This window comes from Paracoccus sp. UBA889, from assembly GCA_002294185.1.
GTDB lineage: Bacteria > Pseudomonadota > Alphaproteobacteria > Rhodobacterales > Rhodobacteraceae > Paracoccus.
This window is the reverse complement of record DBFD01000030.1, coordinates 53,252-70,972: the sequence shown is the minus strand read 5'-3', so window position 1 is coordinate 70,972 and position 17,721 is coordinate 53,252. Positions and strand designations below refer to the sequence as shown.

General features: G+C 65.5%; 16 protein-coding genes. 7 read left to right on the top strand and 9 right to left on the bottom strand.

The window, feature by feature from the left end; genetic code table 11:
• Positions 1-49 precede the first annotated feature (49 nt).
• The 5 genes from B4L36_RS05675 to B4L36_RS05655 form a co-directional block, all read right to left on the bottom strand.
• Positions 50-1,111, bottom strand: a complete 1,062-nt coding sequence (locus B4L36_RS05675; RefSeq protein WP_349675818.1) for a flavodoxin family protein — start codon at positions 1,109-1,111, stop codon at positions 50-52.
• 357 nt (positions 1,112-1,468) lie between these two features.
• Positions 1,469-1,765 (bottom strand): hypothetical protein, encoded by a 297-nt coding sequence (locus B4L36_RS05670; protein WP_292953667.1) that lies wholly within the window; start codon positions 1,763-1,765, stop codon positions 1,469-1,471.
• A 33-nt stretch (positions 1,766-1,798) separates the two neighbouring features.
• Positions 1,799-2,161, bottom strand: a complete 363-nt coding sequence (zapA, locus tag B4L36_RS05665) for a cell division protein ZapA (protein ID WP_292953664.1) — start codon at positions 2,159-2,161, stop codon at positions 1,799-1,801.
• On the bottom strand, positions 2,161-2,802 hold the full coding sequence (locus B4L36_RS05660; RefSeq protein WP_292953661.1) for a hypothetical protein: 642 nt from the start codon (positions 2,800-2,802) through the stop codon (positions 2,161-2,163). The genes zapA and B4L36_RS05660 overlap by 1 nt, the downstream gene beginning before the upstream one ends.
• A gap of 108 nt (positions 2,803-2,910) precedes the next feature.
• Positions 2,911-4,644: a BCCT family transporter gene (locus tag B4L36_RS05655; RefSeq protein WP_292953658.1), complete on the bottom strand. Its 1,734-nt coding sequence runs from the start codon at positions 4,642-4,644 to the stop codon at positions 2,911-2,913.
• A 321-nt stretch (positions 4,645-4,965) separates the two neighbouring features.
• On the opposite strand from B4L36_RS05655, the gene B4L36_RS05650 reads away from it, so the two are divergent.
• The 4 genes from B4L36_RS05650 to hisH are packed head-to-tail and all read left to right on the top strand — an operon-like array spanning position 4,966 to position 8,281.
• Positions 4,966-5,670, top strand: a complete 705-nt coding sequence (locus B4L36_RS05650; RefSeq protein ID WP_348670935.1) for a potassium channel family protein — start codon at positions 4,966-4,968, stop codon at positions 5,668-5,670.
• A gap of 2 nt (positions 5,671-5,672) precedes the next feature.
• Positions 5,673-7,019 (top strand): TrkH family potassium uptake protein, encoded by a 1,347-nt coding sequence (locus tag B4L36_RS05645; protein ID WP_292953655.1) that lies wholly within the window; start codon positions 5,673-5,675, stop codon positions 7,017-7,019.
• 45 nt (positions 7,020-7,064) lie between these two features.
• Positions 7,065-7,652: an imidazoleglycerol-phosphate dehydratase HisB gene (hisB, locus tag B4L36_RS05640; RefSeq protein WP_292953652.1), complete on the top strand. Its 588-nt coding sequence runs from the start codon at positions 7,065-7,067 to the stop codon at positions 7,650-7,652.
• On the top strand, positions 7,652-8,281 hold the full coding sequence (gene hisH / locus B4L36_RS05635; RefSeq protein WP_292953649.1) for an imidazole glycerol phosphate synthase subunit HisH: 630 nt from the start codon (positions 7,652-7,654) through the stop codon (positions 8,279-8,281). The genes hisB and hisH overlap by 1 nt, the downstream gene beginning before the upstream one ends.
• A gap of 93 nt (positions 8,282-8,374) precedes the next feature.
• On the opposite strand, the gene B4L36_RS05630 is transcribed toward hisH, so the two are convergent.
• Positions 8,375-9,136, bottom strand: coding sequence for an HpcH/HpaI aldolase family protein (locus tag B4L36_RS05630; RefSeq protein ID WP_292953647.1), 762 nt, complete (start codon positions 9,134-9,136; stop codon positions 8,375-8,377).
• A gap of 129 nt (positions 9,137-9,265) precedes the next feature.
• Here B4L36_RS05630 and ade point away from each other — a divergent pair, with 129 nt between their 5' ends.
• Positions 9,266-10,963, top strand: a complete 1,698-nt coding sequence (gene ade, locus B4L36_RS05625) for an adenine deaminase (RefSeq protein ID WP_292953644.1) — start codon at positions 9,266-9,268, stop codon at positions 10,961-10,963.
• A 108-nt stretch (positions 10,964-11,071) separates the two neighbouring features.
• Here the strand turns inward: ade and B4L36_RS05620 are convergent, their stop codons facing one another.
• On the bottom strand, positions 11,072-12,478 hold the full coding sequence (locus B4L36_RS05620; RefSeq protein WP_292953642.1) for a class II 3-deoxy-7-phosphoheptulonate synthase: 1,407 nt from the start codon (positions 12,476-12,478) through the stop codon (positions 11,072-11,074).
• Between the two features lie 150 nt (positions 12,479-12,628).
• On the opposite strand from B4L36_RS05620, the gene B4L36_RS05615 reads away from it, so the two are divergent.
• Complete coding sequence (locus tag B4L36_RS05615; RefSeq protein WP_292953639.1) at positions 12,629-13,675, top strand: GlxA family transcriptional regulator; 1,047 nt, start codon at positions 12,629-12,631, stop codon at positions 13,673-13,675.
• A 100-nt stretch (positions 13,676-13,775) separates the two neighbouring features.
• Positions 13,776-14,918 (top strand): Hint domain-containing protein, encoded by a 1,143-nt coding sequence (locus tag B4L36_RS05610; RefSeq protein WP_292953636.1) that lies wholly within the window; start codon positions 13,776-13,778, stop codon positions 14,916-14,918.
• Between the two features lie 30 nt (positions 14,919-14,948).
• Here B4L36_RS05610 and lpdA read toward each other — a convergent pair whose 3' ends face one another.
• Positions 14,949-16,340, bottom strand: coding sequence for a dihydrolipoyl dehydrogenase (gene lpdA, locus B4L36_RS05605; protein WP_292953633.1), 1,392 nt, complete (start codon positions 16,338-16,340; stop codon positions 14,949-14,951).
• 74 nt (positions 16,341-16,414) lie between these two features.
• Positions 16,415-17,686 (bottom strand): MFS transporter, encoded by a 1,272-nt coding sequence (locus B4L36_RS05600; protein WP_292953630.1) that lies wholly within the window; start codon positions 17,684-17,686, stop codon positions 16,415-16,417.
• Positions 17,687-17,721 lie beyond the last annotated feature (35 nt).

Sequence of the window (17,721 nt, the reverse complement as noted above, 5' to 3'; positions counted from 1 at the left end):
AGGCCGGCAAGCCGGGTGCCGGCCTGATCCTGCGCAATCGGGCGGCCGGCTAGCCGGGCTGGGGTTTTTCATAGTCGAACCGGCACCCGGCCGACCACGCTTTCCGGTCGTTGCCGTGGCTGGGGATGCCGCCAGCATCCTTCAGCATCCGCGCCATGTGCAGCAGGTTCCAGGTCATGATCGTGGTATTGCGCTGCGTGAACTCGTTGTCGAGCCCGGCGCCATCATCGCCATAGCTCGGGCCTGGGCCCGCCTCGCCGATCCATCCGCAATCGGCCTGCGGCGGAATCGCGTAACCCAGATGCGACAGGGAATAGAGCACGTTCATCGCCACATGCTTGATCCCGTCCTCGTTGCCGGTGACCACGACACCGCCGGTCTTGCCGTAGAAGATGGACTGGCCCTTGTCGTTCAACATCCCCGACATGGCATAGAGACGCTCGATCAGCAGCCGGCAGACCGAAGATTGCTCGCCCAGCCAGATCGGCGTGCCGACGACAAGGATGTCTGCGGCCTTCACCTTGGGCCACAGGTCGGGCCAGTCGTCGCGGTCCCATCCATGCTCGCGCATGTCGGGTTGCACGCCAAAGGCAATATCGTGCGCGGTCATGCGGATCTCGTCGACGGCGACGCCGCTCTTGCGCATGATCCTGGCCGAGCTGCCCATCAACAATGAGGTATGGGACGCCTGGTCGGGATGCTTCAGGGTGCAGTTGAAGAACACGGCGCGCAGATCGGAAAAATCGGTGTTTTTTTCGCCGCGATGGGCGGCTTGCTTCTCGCTCGGGTCCATGGGGTCCTCTTTTCTTTCATTTGCAGGACATCGGGCGCCTCTTCTCTGCCCGATTGCTTCGCGCCGAAGCGGGATCCGGCTACAGGCCGAAACAGGGTGTGATGTCCTCGTCCGATATATCGAACGCTTTGCTTGCCATTGCGGTTCTCTCGGCATGTCGTCGATCAGAGATGGACCCGGCGAAATCACCGCCAGACCGGACATCCGCCCCCCCGCCTTCCCACAACGACCGGTGAACTGTTTCAGCTTGGCGGCAAGGGGTGTTGTGCGGCTTGTTTGGCCGGCGATTGCCTTGCAGCCTGCTTTGCCTTCGCGCAAGCGCACCCCCTTCCTCACGGCAGAGGCGACTTGATCGAGACAGGCGCTCCGACCGGCGATTCCGTCCTGCCGGATAAAGAGGGGCCGATCGTCCTTTTCAGCGCGGGCGCAAGCGGCAGTCCATACGGGGCGCGAGACGGCGCGTCCCATGACGCGCCTGACTTCCGGGGACGATCGCTCCGGACGAATGTTTCACGAATGCTTCGATCCCGTGGGATGATGTCCGCCGCCGCTGCCGACATGTCACGATGCACGCGCTTTGCGGGACGAACGGAATGGCGCAGGCCGTGGCCTGAATCTCGGGTCAGGGTTCGGCCTGCCGACCGACAAGAGCGGTCCGCGCCTGTTCGCGCCGCCTCAGCAGACCAGATCGAATTGGGCCACCCCCGTGTCGCCAGGCAAACGGGTCCTGATGCTGTCTGCCAGCACGCGGCAGCCCGTGACCCGTTCCCCGGCCTCGGCCATCAGGACGGGCACCCTGTCCCGCTGGGGGCGGGACAGGTATCCCATGCGGACGATTTCCACACGGTCGCCCTTGCGAAAGACGACGAAATCCAGTCCTTCCACCGTCACCGCCTGCCGCGTTCCGCCCATCATTCCGGGCGACGAGGTGGCGCAGGCCGACAGCAGTAGAAGCAAAAGCAAGCAGCGCATGACCGCTTGTCGCATCGCCGGGTTAACAAAGCGTTAAGACCCCTGCTGTTCCTCCAGCTTCTCGGCCAGCGATTCGGCGCGGGCGGCCAGCTCGGCCATGGCCTCTTTCAAATCCGAGGGGATCACCGGCACCTCGACACGGGCCGGGTTCGATTGCAGCCGGTTCAGATGGCGTTCGGCCTTTTCGGCGCGCTCCTCCATCACCGCGAAACGATCCGCCAACATCAGCCCGGCCAGCAGCAGCAGGCGCGGCTCGGGCATCCGGCCCGTCTGTTCCAGGATCTGCTGCGCCTCGGCATCGAGGACCGAGGCCGCACGTTGCAGCAGCCGCTCTTCGCCGTCCTGGGCGACCTGGCTGTATTCCTTGTGCCCGATGGTGAATGCGACCTCGGCCATTACCTGTTTCCCTCCTGAAAGCCATCGTCATCCGCGACCCCGCCATTCCCGGACCGTTCGTCGTGATCGCTGGGCAGGCCGTCTTTTCCGGTCTGCCGGGCTTCGGGCGCCTCGGGCACGCCGGCTTCGTCCCCCGCGGCTTCCAGCGTCGGATCGACAATCTGTCCCGGTGCGGCGGGCACCTGATCCTCGGCCAGCAGGCGTTCCAGTTCGACCATGATATCGCCCATCTGCGACAATTCGGCCTCGCGCGCGGCGCGAAGGGATTCGATCTCGGCCTCCAGCGCGCGCCGAATCGCGGGATCTGCGTCACCCTGCCCGGCGGCGTCGATCAGCGCGCGGTTGGCAGCGGTCAGTTCCTCGTTCGCGGCGGCCAGGCGAGCCGCCTGCTGGCCGGCGCCGTCCAGCCGGGCCCGCGCCTCGGCCAATGCCGCCTCCAGCGGGCCGCCGCGATCGGCACGCAGAGCGGCCAGTTCCTGCGCCAGACGGTCGGCCTCGGCCTGCGCGGCGGCCAGCGCCTGGTCCTGATCGGACTGCGTGGCCGGGGATTGCGCGCCTCGGCCGGTGCCGGCTTCGAGGATCTGGTCGATGCGGTCCAGCGCGGCGCTGAGGCGGCGTTCGCTGACGGAAATTTCGCTCATCGGCGTCGGTCCTTCGGTGGCGTCAGCAACGGTTTTGGCACCGCGCGGACCATAAAACAAGAACGGGCGGGGAAAACCCCGCCCGCCACTGTGATTGACGCCGCCTGTTCAGGCAAGTTCTCGCCGTTCGGCAATCAGACCCTTCACGATCGACCAGCAGGCGATCAGCAGGATGATGGTGAAGGGAAGCCCGGTCGAGACGGCCATGGCCTGCAAGGCGGTCAGGCCGCCGCCCAGCAGCAGCGCGATCGCCACCAGACCCTCGAAGCTGCACCAGAAGATGCGCTGCGGGATCGGCGCGTTCACCTTGCCACCGGCCGCGATCGTGTCGATGACCAGGCTGCCCGAGTCCGACGAGGTCACGAAGAACACGATCACCAGGATGATGCCCACGAAGCTGGTGATCGAGGTCAGCGGCAATTGTCCCAGCATCTGGAACAGCTTCAGCTCCAGCGCCGCATCGGCGATACCCTCGAACCCGCCCACGGTCATGGTGATGGCGGTGCCGCCCAGGGCGGTCATCCACAGGATCGAGATGACCGAGGGCACGATCAGCACCGCGATCAGGAACTGACGCACCGTCCGGCCGCGGCTGACGCGGGCGATGAACATGCCGACGAAGGGCGACCAGCTGATCCACCAGGCCCAGTAGAAAGCGGTCCAGCCCTGACGGAAGTTGTCGTCGCTGCGCCCGAACGGGTTCGACAGCGGCACCAGTTCCCGCGCATAGGCGCCCAGGTTGCCGAAAAAGCCGCGGAAGATCTCGATCGTGGGGCCGAAGAAGATGATGAACAGCAGCAGGACCAAGGCCAGCACCATGTTGATCTCGGACAGCCGCTTGACGCCCTTCTCGACACCCAGCACGACCGACATCGTCGCGATTCCGGTGATGCAGACGATCAGGATGATCTTGGTCGTGTTCGAGTTCGAGATACCGAACAGGAAGTTCAGGCCCGCCGTCGCCTGTTCCGCCCCGAAGCCCAGCGAGGTTGCCAGACCGAAGATCGTGGCAAAAACCGCCAGAACGTCGATGACATGTCCCGGCCATCCCCAGACACGTTCGCCCAGAAGCGGATAGAAGATCGACCGCATGGTCAGCGGCAGACCCTTGTTATAGGCGAACAGGGCCAGCGCAAGCGCCACGATCGCATAGATCGCCCAGGGATGCAGACCCCAGTGGAAGATGGTCGCGGCCATGCCCAGGCGCCGGGCCTCCATCTCGTTGCCCTGCGCGCCGCCCAGGGGCGCCCAGTCGGTGCGCACGCCGCCTTCCATCGTGACCCCGCCAAGCGCGGTCTGATAATGGCTGATCGGTTCGCTGACGCCATAGAACATCAGCCCGATCCCCATCCCGGCCGCGAACAGCATCGCGAACCAGCCCGACAGGCTGAAATCCGGCGTCGCGTCGGGTCCGCCAAGACGGATCGTCCCCAGCGGCGACAGGATCAGCCCCAGGCACAGCAGCACGAAGACATTGCCCGACAGCAGGAAGAACCAGTCGAGATTGCTGGTCAACCCGTCGCGCATCTGCAGGAACACGGGTTCGAGCTGAGTGGGAAACAGCATCGTCACCAGCGTGAACAGCACGATGGTGACGGCCGAGATCATGAAGACCGGGTTGTGAACATCGAAGGGAAAGGGTTTCTTGCCCTCGATATTGTGCTGGCCGATCTCGTAATCCGTCTGGATCACCTGGGTGGGGCCCTCGGGCGCGGGTATCGCCTCGATATCGGGTTCGGGATCGGGCTCGAAGCGGCCTTTCAGCGCCTCGCGTTCGCGGCGTTCGTCGCCGGGCCGGCCCTTGACGTTCTTCTGCCCCTTGGGCTGTGTCGAATCTGTCATGCGTCCCTTTCTCGTTATGATTGGATCGGGGCGGCGGATCAGCCGTGACTGGCGGAAATCCGCGCGTGGAACCGGGTTTCTGTCACATTCTCTTCAGAATGGCCACAAGGGGCGCGAAAGTGGCGGACAAATGCGACCCGGGCAACGCGGGTTGCGACATCGGCCGCTTTGTCCGCCGGCGCCAATGCGGAATCCGTCCGCGAAAACACGCGGCTCGGTCTGGGAACCGGATCGGGCTGGCCGGTCGCGCCCTTGCCAGGCGTGATCCCGGCGGGTGCAAGAAGCGGCTGCGGTGGCCCGGCTTGACCCCGGCCGTCCTGCATGAGCAGTATCGCCGCCGTCTCGACTCGGTCCTCCGGAGGGTCCATGGGCAAGCAGAATCGCAGCTTTGTCGTCGTCGGCCTCGGCTCCTTCGGCAGCGTGGTTGCATCCGAACTGGCGCGGTTCGGCAACCGCGTTCTGGGCGTGGACAAGAACCAGCGTCGGGTCGCGGCCCTGGCCGAGCAATTGTCGAATGCGGTGATCCTCGACGCCACCGACGAGGGCGCGCTGCGCGAGGCCGGGGTGGACCGCTACGACGTGGCGCTGGTCTCGATCGGCAACGATCTGGAAAGCAACGTGATCGCGGCGATGAACCTGCGCCTGATCGGCGTCGGCTCGGTCTGGGCCAAGGCCGAAAACCGCACCCACCATCGCATCCTGTCCAAGATCGGCGCCGACCGCGTGGTTCTGCCGGAACTGGAGATGGGCCGCCACACCGCACAGATGCTGAACAATCCGGCGGTGCAGGATTACGTCGCGCTTGGTAACGGCTTTTCGGTCGTGAACCTGATGCTTCCCGAGCGACTGAAGGGCAAGACACTGTCCGAACTGAACATCGGCGAGGGGATCACCGCGCTTGGGATGATGCGCGGAACCGAATATATCGACCTGCGCGGCAAGGCCGATCCGGTGCTGAACACGAATGACCGCCTGCTGCTGCTGGGCAAGCGCGTCGATCTGACCCGGTTCGGCGACCGGATTTGAGCGTGCGGACGCATCCGCTGGCCGCGTTCCGGGGCTGGTTGTCGCGCACGCCGCCGCCGGCCGTGCTGGCGGTCCTGTACCTGTCGCTGATCCTTGCCGGCGGGCTGGCGCTGATGCTGCCCTTCACGACCACGCGGGCGATCAGCTTTTCGGATGCGATCTTCACCTCGACCTCGGCGGTGACGGTGACGGGTCTTTCGGTGATCGACACCGAACTCGATCTGACCTTCTGGGGGCAGGTGGTCGTTGCGGTGCTGATCCAGCTTGGCGGGCTGGGGCTGATGACCTTCGCCGTGCTGGTCTGGTCCGCGCTTGGCCTGCCGCTGCGCATCACGCACCACACCTATCTGCGCGAGGATCTGAACCAGACGTCCTATGTCCGCCTGACGCAACTGGTCTTTACCATCTTCCGCGTGGCGCTGATGGCCGAGATCGCGGGCGCGATGCTGCTGTCGCTCAGCTTCATGCCCCGCGAGGGGCTTGGTCCCGGCCTGTGGGACGCGGTCTTCCATTCCGTCTCGGCCTTCAACAATGCCGGTTTCTCGACCTTTTCCGAGGGCCTGGTCCGCTATGCGACCGATCCGCTGGTCAACATCGTCATCCCCGGCCTCTTCATTCTGGGCGGGATCGGCTATGTGGTCGTGTCGGATGTCTGGAACCGGCGCTTCTGGTATGGCTGGACCCTGCATACGCGGCTGATGCTGGTGGGAACGGCGGCGCTGATCGTGATCGGGGTGGGGCTGACGGCGATCCTGGAATGGAACAATCCGCTGACGCTGGCGCAATATGACGGCCCGGTCGCGCGGATGACGGTGGCCTGGTTCCAGGGCGTGACGCCCCGCACGGCCGGCTTCAACACCGTCGATATCGGTGGGCTACACGATTCGACCTCGTTGCTCTACATGGCGCTGATGATCATCGGCGCCGGCCCGACCTCGACCGGGGGCGGGCTGAAGGTCACGACCATCGTGGTGATGTTGCTGGCGACCCTGGCCTTCTTCCGCCGCCGGACCGAGATCTGGGCCTTCGGGCGGTCCATCGGGCTTGACGAGGTGCTGAAGGTGATGGCGCTGATCGCCATCGCCTCGGTGCTGATCTTCACGGCGGTGTTTCTGATGATGGCCAGCCACGACGGCTATTTTCTCGACATCAGCTTCGAGGTCGCCTCGGCCTTCGGCACCACCGGCCTGTCGCGCGGCTACACTTCGGAACTGAACCCCTTCGGCCGGATCATCATCATCACGGTGATGTTCCTGGGCCGGGTCGGGCCACTGACACTGGGCTTTTTCCTGGCGACGCGCACGACGCCCCGCGTGCGCTATCCCGAAGGACAGGTCCATCTTGGCTGATCCGCCGCGCCGCCCTATAAGGCCCGCGTCGTGAAAGGAAATTCCATGCGCAAGGCGACCATCACCCGCAACACTGCCGAGACCCGGATCGAGGTGGCGATCGACCTGGACGGCACCGGAACCTATGACAACCGGACCGGCGTGGGTTTTTTCGATCACATGCTGGACCAGTTGTCGCGCCATTCCCTGATCGACATGACGATCCGGGCGACGGGCGATCTGCATGTCGACGACCACCACACGATCGAGGATACCGGCATCGCCATCGGTCAGGCGCTGACCAAGGCTCTGGGCGACAAGACCGGCATCCGCCGCTACGGCAACTTCCTCCTGGCGATGGATGATGCGCTGGTCCGCGCCGCGCTGGATTTGTCGGGGCGGCCCTATCTGGTCTGGAACGTCGATTTCCCGTCGGCAAGGATCGGCGGCTTCGATACCGAACTGGTGCGCGAATTCTTCCAGGCGCTGGCCACCCATGGCGGAATCAGCCTGAATCTCGCGCGCCTGGACGGGATCAATTCCCATCACATCGCCGAGGCCGCCTTCAAGGCGGTCGCCCGCGCGCTGCGCGAGGCGGTCGAACCCGACCCGCGCATGTCCGGCGCCCTGCCCTCGACCAAGGGTGCGCTGTGATGCGTGTGGCGCTGATCGATTACGACAGCGGCAACCTGCATTCGGCCGAAAAGGCGTTCCAGAAGATGGGCCGGAGCGTCGGGGCCGAGATCGTTGTGACGTCCGATCCGGGTATCGCGGCACGCGCCGACCGGATCGTGCTGCCGGGCGACGGCGCCTTTCCCGCCTGCCGCGCGGCCCTGGGTGAGGTCGATGGAATGGCCGAGGCCCTGCGCGAGGCGGTCTTGAATCGCGGCGTGCCTTTCATCGGCATCTGCGTCGGAATGCAGATGCTGGCGACGACGGGATACGAATACCGCCCGACGGCCGGGCTGGACTGGATCGGCGGCGAAGTGGCGCGGATCGACGCGCCGGGCCTCAAGGTGCCGCATATGGGTTGGAACGATCTGGTCATCGACCGCCCCCATCCTGTCCTGGAAGGTATCGGCACGGGCGATCATGCCTATTTCGTCCATTCCTGGCAGTTCCGGGTAGCGGATCGGGCGCATCTGCTGGCCCATGTCGATTACGGCGGCGCGGTCACGGCGGTGGTGGGCCGCGACAACATCGTCGGCACACAGTTTCATCCCGAAAAATCGCAAGGCGTCGGTCTGCGCCTGATCGCGAATTTCCTGCGCTGGACCCCCTGACAATGACGGGGGCGGGACAGGAAGATCCTGCCCCGGTCGCTGCCGCTGGGCGGGGCGCGCGCGTCCCGCGCGCCGGCGGCGCAAAACCGCGCCCTATCCCCGCGCTTCGGCCAGCGCGGCGCCGAGCGCGCGCGTGAACAGCCCGGTATCGGTGGCCAGCGAGGCAAAATCGAATCCCTGTCCCAGCATCGCGCGCACCATCGCGCCATCGCCGCAATGCACGCCGGCCAGCAATCCCGCCTGCCGCGCCGCCGCCAGAACATCGCCGATTGCCTGCAGCACCTCGACCGCCTCGGGGTTCAGCGTGGGGGCGTAGCCCAGCGACAAGCCCAGATCGGCGGGGCCGACATAGACCCCGCTGAGCCCCTCGACCGCCATGATCTCGTGGCGGTTTCGCAGCGCCTCGCGCGTCTCGATCATGGCAAAGACCTGCACCAGATCGGCCGAGCGGGCGACGTAGTCGACATGCAGGGCGCCGGCCCGCACCGGCCCGTAGCTGCGCGCGCCCAGCGGCGCATAGCGCGCGGCCCGGACCAGCGCGCGCGCCTCGTCGGCGCTGTTGATCATCGGGCAGATGATTCCGTCGGCCCCGGCATCCAGCGCCTTCATCGCGATGCCGGGTTCGTTCCACGGGATGCGCACGAATTTCGGCGCCGGGCTGGCAGACATCGCCTGCAACATCGCCAGCATGTCGGCATAGCCGACCAGCCCGTGTTGCATGTCGATGGTCAGCAGATCATAGCCCGCATGCGCATGGATTTCGGTCGTGACCGGCGACGGGATGCCGCACCAGCCGTTGATTGCCTTGCCGCCGGCCCTGAAATGGTCGCGGAAAGTCCCTGCCGTCAAAGTCATTCGTGGCCTCCTCATCCGCCGGAGTGAAGGCAAACACAGGCTGGCCCGCGCGGCAAGTGGCCCCGGCTCTGGACCTTGGCCGGGCGATGGGGTTCTGTGGCCGCCTGCAAGGACGCGACGGAGGACGGCATGGACGGGTTGGAACAGCGGATCGCACAGGCGCGCGGGGATGAACCGGCCGATCTGGTCCTGCGCGGCGGGCAGGTCTTCGATCTGGTCACCGGCAGCATGATCGACGGCGACGTGGCGATCTGCGGCGAAACGATCGTGGGCATCGGTGCGCGATACGAGGCGCGCGCGGTGATCGACGTGACCGGGCTGACGCTGGTTCCGGGCTTCATCGACACCCATCTGCATGTCGAATCCAGCCTTGTCACGCCGTTCGAGTTCGACCGCTGCGTGACACCGCGCGGCATCACCACCGCGATCTGCGACCCGCACGAGATCGCCAACGTGATCGGCCTGGACGGTATCCGCTATTTTCAGCAGGCCAGCCTGCATCTGCTGATGGATCTGCGGGTGCAACTGTCCTCCTGCGTGCCGTCGACCGAGATGGAGACCTCGGGCGCGCGGATCGAGGCCGCCGACCTGGCACCGCTGATGGGACATCCCTCGGGGATCGGGCTGGCCGAGTTCATGAATTATCCCGGCGTGATCCACCGCGACCCTGCCGCGATGGACAAGCTGCGCCTGTTCGCGGGCGGCCATGTCGACGGCCATTGCCCGCAGCTTTCGGGCCGCGATCTGAACGCCTATATCGCCGCCGGCATCCGCACGGAACACGAGGCGACAACCGCCGGGGAGGCGCTGGAAAAGCTGCGCAAGGGGATGCGCGTGCTGATCCGCGAGGGTTCGGTCAGCAAGGATCTGGAAGCCCTGCAGCCGGTCCTGACCGAGACGACCAGCGCCTATCTGTGCCTGTGCACCGACGATCGCAACCCGCTGGATATCGGCGAGCATGGTCACCTGGACTACATGATCCGGCGGCTGATCCAGATGGGCACGTCGCCGCTGGCCGCCTATCGCGCGGCCTCGCTGTCGGCGGCCGAAGCCTTCGGGCTGAAGGATCGCGGGCTGATCGCGCCGGGGCGGCGGGCCGATATCGTGGCGCTGGATTCGCTGGAAGGTTGTCACGCGGCGCTGGTCCTGTGTGGCGGCCGGGTCGTGGACGATGCGGCATTTGCCGCACGTGGCGACGTGCCGCCCGTCGGCCGAAACTCGGTCAAGGCCCCGAAGGTCGAGGCTCGTGATTTCCGGTCCAGCGGCAACCGGGCCGAAACCGACGTGATCGGAATCATCGAAGGCAAGATCATCACCCGCCATCTGCACGATGAGATCGCACCGAAGGATGGCGACAAGCGGCCCGACCCCGCGCGCGATCTGATCCGGATCGCGGTGATCGAGCGGCATGGCAGGAACGGCAACATTGCCACCGGCTTCGTCAGGGGCTTCGGCATGGCGCGCGGGGCCATCGCCTCGACCGTCTGCCACGATCACCACAATATCGCGGTCGTCGGCGCGGATTATGCCGACATGGCGCTGGCGGCAAACCGGCTGTCGCAGATCGAGGGCGGTCTGGTGGTTGCGGCCGAGGGCGAGGTTCTGGCCGAATTGCCGCTGCCGGTCGCCGGGCTGATGAGCCTTCAGCCCTTCGAGACGGTGCGCGACCGGCTGGCCCGATTGCGGAAGGCGGCGAAATCGCTGGGTGTGACGCTGGAAGAGCCGTTCCTGCAACTGGCCTTTCTGGCCCTGCCGGTGATCCCGGCACTGAAGATCACCGATCGCGGCATGGTCGATGTGGAAAGGTTCGAGATCATCTCGGGCTAGGCCTGCCTTCGCTCCGCCCGAAAGGCGGATGGACAGACATCGCCACGGTCCGGAACGACGACAGCCGCCGGGCGTGCGGCGACTGTCCTCCGGGCGCGGGGGCCGTGTTCAGCCTGCCTTCACGTCCTTCCCGGGCGCGGCCGTCTCGCGCCGGTTGCGCAGTTCCTCGGCCACCAGAAATGCCAGTTCCAGCGACTGGCTGGCATTCAGGCGTGGATCGCAGGCGGTGTGATAACGGTCCGACAGATCCTCGTCGGTGACGGCGCGGACACCGCCGGTGCATTCGGTCACGTCCTTGCCGGTCATCTCGAAATGCACGCCGCCGGGGATCGTGCCCTCGGCCTTGTGAATGCCGAAGAATTCGCGCACCTCGCGCAGGATCGAATCGAAGGCCCGGGTCTTGTAGCCCGACGAGGACTTGATGACGTTGCCGTGCATCGGGTCGCAGGACCAGACGACATTGGCGCCTTCTTCCTGCACCGTCCTGATCAGGCGCGGCAGATGATCGCCGACCTTGCCGGCGCCGAAGCGTGCGATCAGGGTCAACCGGCCGGCCTCGTTGTCGGGGTTCAGCTTTTCCATCAGCACCTTCAGATCGTCGGGCGTGGTCGTCGGGCCGCATTTCAGGCCGATCGGGTTCTGAACGCCGCGACAGAATTCCACATGCGCGCCATCGGGCTGCCGCGTGCGGTCGCCGATCCAGATCATGTGGCCCGAACCGGCGACCGGCAGTCCGGTCGTCGTGTCGATCCGGGCCAGCGCCTCTTCGTATTCCAGCAGCAGACCCTCGTGGCTGGTATAGAAATCGACCTTGGACAATTGATGCGCCGTGTCGGAATTGACACCCGCCGCCTGCATGAAGGCCATGGCGTCCCGGATGCGATCGGCGATGTCGCGGTATTTCGCGGCCTCGGGGCCGCCGACGAAATCGGCGATCCAGCTTTGGACCCGGTGCATGTCGGCATAGCCGCCGGTCGAGAAGGCGCGCAGCAGGTTCAGCGACGCCGCCGCCTGCGTATAGGCGGCCAGCATCCGCTGCGGGTCGGGAATCCGCGCCTCGGGGGTAAAGTCGAAGCCGTTGACGATGTCGCCGCGATAGCTGGGCAGTTCGACCCCGTTCGCGGTCTCGGTCGGCGCGCTGCGCGGCTTGGCGAATTGCCCGGCCATGCGGCCGACCTTGACGACCGGCAATTGCGCGCCCCAGGTCAGCACGACGGCCATCTGCAGCAGAACCTTGAAGGTGTCGCGGATGTTGTCGGCGCTGAATTCGGCGAAGCTTTCCGCGCAATCGCCGCCCTGCAACAGAAAGGCGCGGCCCGCTGCGACCTCGGCCAGTTGCTCGCGCAGGCGCCGCGCCTCGCCCGCAAAGACCAGCGGCGGATATCGGCGCAACTGCGCCTCGACCATCTGCAACGCGGCGGCATCGGTGTAGTCCGGCATCTGGACGCGCGGATAGGCACGCCAGCCGGCCTTGTCCCAGTTCCGGGCGGCGGTCTTGCGGGTCTCCTGCGTCATGGCGCGCACTCCTTGAAAAAATGGTCGGGCCGGTATAGGGCCGAACCGCGTCAAGGGAAAGGGTGGCGAAGCCTTGCGGACGCGGCAACCGCCCCTTGCGGCGGCGCGAAATCCCTGCTGATGTGCCTCATCGACAACAAAGCCAGTCCGATGTCCGCCGACAAGCCACGCCGTTTCACCTTCCTGCTGCTCGACCGTTTCACGATGCTGCCTTTCGCCGCCGCGATCGAACCCTTGCGGCTGGCGAATCGGGCCGCCGGAAAAACGCTGTTCGAATGGCGCCTGATCGGGCCCGGAGGGGATGTCGCCGTCTGCTCCAACGGGGCCCGCGTGGAACTGGATGGCGGGCTGGACGCCGAGATCGCCTTCGGGCGCGACGACGTGGTGATCCTGTGCGGCGGCATCGGGATCGCGCGCGTGGCGACGAAACCGGTGCTGAACTGGCTGCGCAAGCAGGCCCGCAGCGGCGCCGGGATCGGCGCGGTCTGCACCGGCGCCTGGGTTCTGGCCGAGGCCGGTCTGCTGGACGGCCGCAAGGCCACGATCCACTGGGAAAACCACGACGGTCTGGCCGAGGCTTTCCCCGAGGTCGATCTCTACCGTTCGGTTTTCGTGCATGATGGCAACCGGCTGACGGCGGCGGGCGGCACCTCGTCCATCGACCTGATGCTGCATCTGATTGCGGAATGGCATGGCGACGCGCTGGCGGCCGAGGTGGCCGACCAGATGCTGCACACCGCGATCCGCACCGATCAGGACCGTCAGCGCCTGTCGATCCCGACGCGGATCGGCGTTCGCCATCCCCGACTGGCCGCCGTGATCGCGCGGATGGAGGGCAATCTGGAAGATCCGATCAGTCCGGCCACCCTGGCCCGCGATGCCGGCATGTCCACTCGGCAGCTGGAACGCCTGTTTCGCCGTTATCTGAACCGCAGTCCCAAGCGGTATTACATGGAGACGCGGCTGGCCCGCGCCCGGAACCTGCTGATGCAGACCGAGATGTCGATCATCGAAGTGGCGCTGGCTTCGGGCTTTTCCAGCCCGTCGCATTTCTCCAAATGCTACCGCGCGCAATATGGCAGCACCCCCTATCGCGAACGCGGCACCGGAGCGGCGCCGAACGGCGGCGAGAATGCACCGACCGTGCATGGATCGGGCCGGCCCGGAACCGACCGGCCTTTGTCACGATCGCGTTAACCCTTCTTTAACCATCTGCCGGTAAACCGCGAAAAAGCGCGGGCCGATCACCCGCGGCCGGAACGTCCGGGAACAGGACAGGCACGGTGGCGGGGGGCGGATGGCGGAACTGAGCGAATACAAGATCACGATGGTGACGCTGGACTCGCCGCCGCCCATCGGCAGCAGCACCAACACGGTGTTCGAGCCCTGGTACAGGCAAAACTCGTTCACGATGTCGGGGGCGCGTGTCAGCACTGTCGCCGTTCTCGACGATGATCCCAATTTCGAGGTGCCGCGCTATTCGACCGACCTGGAACAATTTCTCGTCTCCGATACCGCGTTCGGTCCCGACCTTGTCGCCGCAGGCAACCGGCTGTCGGTGTTTCGCGGCTCGATCATCAAGGATGCAGACGGCAACCGCTTCCTGGCCAACTTTCCCTTCATCAATGGAACGCGGGGAAGTTTCGGCAACATGGTCGGGGGCCGCAAGGCCATCCTGATCACGCCCCTGCCGGTGACCGATGCCAGCACGGGGAAGACGACATTTCCCAAATTCGATGTCAATGCGACCTTCTCCTATGTCTCGGAGAAGGGGTTCGGCAACGGATATGCCAGCGTCGCCTACGCCCCCCAGGCGGCAATCTGCTTTACCGCCGGAACGATGATCGAGACGATGTTCGGCGCGCAGGCGATCGAAACGCTGTCGGCCGGCGACATGGTGCTGACGCGCGACAACGGCTTTCGGGTCTTGCGCTGGATCGGATCGACGCTGCTGGGCCGCGACCGCCTGGATCTGCAACCCCATCTGCGGCCGATCCTGATCCGCGCGGATGCGCTGGCGCCCGGCTTTCCCTCGCGCGATCTGCGGGTGTCGCCGCAGCATCGGGTTCTGGTGCGATCGGTCATCGCCCGGCGCATGTTCGGCGAGGACGAAATCCTGGTGGCCGCCAAACACCTTCTGGGCCTGCCGGGGATCGAGATCGTCAATCCCGCGCTTGGTGTCAGCTATCATCACATGCTGTTCGACGATCACGAGGTGGTCCGGTCCAACGGCGCCTGGACCGAAAGCCTCTATACCGGCCCCGAGGCGCTGAAAGCCGTCAGCGGCGCGGCGCGGCGCGAAATCCTCGCCCTGTTTCCGCATCTGTCCGATCCGGGTTTCCGATCCACCGGCGCGCGACGCCTGCTGAACGGCCGCGAAGGCCGCAAGTTGGCACAGCGGCACGTCAAGAACAGCCGGCAATTGGTGAACGAAGCCTGAATCCCCAAGGGATTTGTGTCGTGACGCCGTTCAGAAATGGATCGCCCGGCCATAGGCGTCCAGCACCGATTCATGCATCATCTCTGACAGCGTCGGGTGCGGGAAAATGGATTCCATCAGTTCGGCCTCGGTCGTCTCAAGCTGGCGCCCGACGATATAGCCCTGGATCAGTTCCGTGACTTCGGCGCCGATCATGTGCGCGCCCAGAAGCTCGCCGGTCTTGGCGTCGAAGACGGTCTTGACAAAACCCTCGGCCTCGCCCAGGGCGATCGCCTTGCCGTTGCCGATGAAGGGGAACTTGCCCACCTTGACCTCATAGCCCTGTTCCTTGGCCCTGGCCTCGGTCAGCCCGACGGATGCGACCTGCGGCTGGCAATAGGTGCAGCCGGCGACCGAGTTCGGCTTGATCGGGTGCGGATGGCCGCCCGCGACCAGTTCGGCGACCATGACGCCTTCGTGGCTGGCCTTGTGCGCCAGCCAGGGCGCCCCCGCCACGTCGCCGATGGCAAACAGGCCATCGACGCCCGTGCGGCAATATTCGTCGGTCACGATATGGCTGCGGTCGACCTTGACGCCGGCCTCTTCCAGGCCCAGCCCCTCGACATTGCCGACAATGCCGACGGCGGAAATCACCGTGTCGAAATCGATCGTCTTGGTCTTGCCGTCCTTCTCGATATGGGCGGTGACCTTGTCCTTGGCCCGGTCCAGTTTCGTGACCGTCGCCTTTTCCATGATGGTCATGCCCTGCTTTTCGAAGGCTTTCCTGGCAAAGGCGGAGACCTCGGAATCCTCGACCGGCAAAACGCGGTCCATCACCTCGACCACGGTGGTATCAGCCCCCAGCGTGTTGAAGAAGCTGGCAAATTCGATGCCGATGGCGCCCGATCCGATGACCAGCAGCTTTTTCGGCATATGCGGCGGCTTCAATGCGTGCTTGTAGTTCCAGACCAGCTTGCCATCCGGTTCCAGCCCCGGCAATTCGCGGGCCCGCGCGCCGGTCGCGATGATGATCGACCGGGCCGTGACCTCTTCGCTGCCCTTGTCGGTCTTGACCGTCACCTTGCCTTTGCCGGCCAGCCTGGCCTCGCCCATGATGGTTGTGACCTTGTTCTTCTTGAACAGATGCCCGATACCGCCCGACAATTGCTTGGCCACCCCGCGCGAACGATCGACGACCTTGTTCAGGTCATAGCCGATCCCTTCGGCGCTGAGACCGAAATCCTTGGCGCGTTCCATCAGGTGAAAGACCTCGGCGCTGCGCAACAGGGCCTTGGTCGGGATGCAGCCCCAGTTCAGGCAGATGCCGCCCAGATGCTCGCGTTCGATACAGGCCACCTTCAGCCCCAGTTGCGCGCCCCGGATCGCCGCGACATAGCCGCCAGGCCCCGCACCGATCACCACCATGTCGAAATTCTGGGCCATTGGTTCCCCCCGCTCGGTCAAGATGGTTCAGCGTTAAACCAATCCCCCGGCAGCGGCAAGCATCGGCCCCGATCTCAGGCGGCGGGGGGCGGCGCGTCCTGCGCGTCGGCCTGGCCGGAGGATTGCGCATCGTCCAGGGCCGCCCCCACCACAAGCTGCGTGTTGCCGGGGGTGATGACGGCGTAGTTGCCCTGTTCGTCCGGGGTCAGCGCCCGGCGCCGGGTCATCCGCCACCCCGCATAGATCGCCAGCGCCAGCATCAGCACGCCCATATAGGCCCAGAACCCCGACGGTCCCATCTGCGCCATCATCCAGCCGGTGATCAGCGGGCCGCCAAAGGATCCGACGCCATAGATGAACAGCAGCCCCGCCGATGCCGCGGCCATGTCCGACTGATCGAGATAGTCGTTGGTATAGGCCAGCAGAACCGCGTAGATCGGGTTCGCCACGCCGCCCATGATCGCCCCCGCGACCACCAGCCCCAGCGTACCGGGCTGCACCACCACCACGACCAGCGTCGTCAGCGCGCCCACGGCCGACAGGATCAGCACCAGCCGGCGCCGGTCCCAGCGGTCCGACACCCAGCCAAGCGGATACTGCAGCACCAGCCCGCCCGAATAGATCGCCGCCACGAACAGCGATATCTGTGCGACCGACAGCCCGATCGACGCGCCCCAGACCGACGACATGCCCGCAAGCGCCGAGAAGACCCCGCCCATCAGGAACACGCCCACGCAGCCCAACGGCGAGGCATCGTAGAGCCGGGCAAAGGACATGCGCTTGATCGTCTCGAAGTTGGGGGCGGGCCGGGCAGTCAGCAGGATCGGCGTGAAGGCCAGCGAAACCAGGACAGACGGGATGATGAACAGCAGGTATCCCGCCGGATCGCCGATATTCAGCAGCCCCTGCGCGATCACGATCCCCAGAAGCTGGGTGATCATGTAGGCCGCCAGCGCCTGTCCCCGGTTCTCGTTGGTCGAACTTGCGTTCAGCCAGCTTTCGGCGGTGATATAGACCCCGCAGAAGCAGAACCCCACCATGACCCGCAGAAGCGTCCAGACGATCCAGTCCGGCTGGATCGAATACAGCACCACCGCTGCCGAGATCAGTGATCCGAGGGCCGCGAAGACACGGACATGGCCGACATTCTTGATCACGCCGGGCACGACCAGGCTGCCCAGCAGGAAGCCGCCGAAATAGCCGGACATGACAACGGACATCTGGAAGGTGGGAATCCCCTCGATGCCGCCACGGATCCCCAGAAGCGTGCCCTGCATCCCGTTGCCGATCATCAGAAGAAGCATCCCCAGAAGCAGGGGCCAGGTGCTGCGCATCACCGAAGTCATGTCTCGTCTCGTTTCGTCAGGGTGTCGCCAGGGGT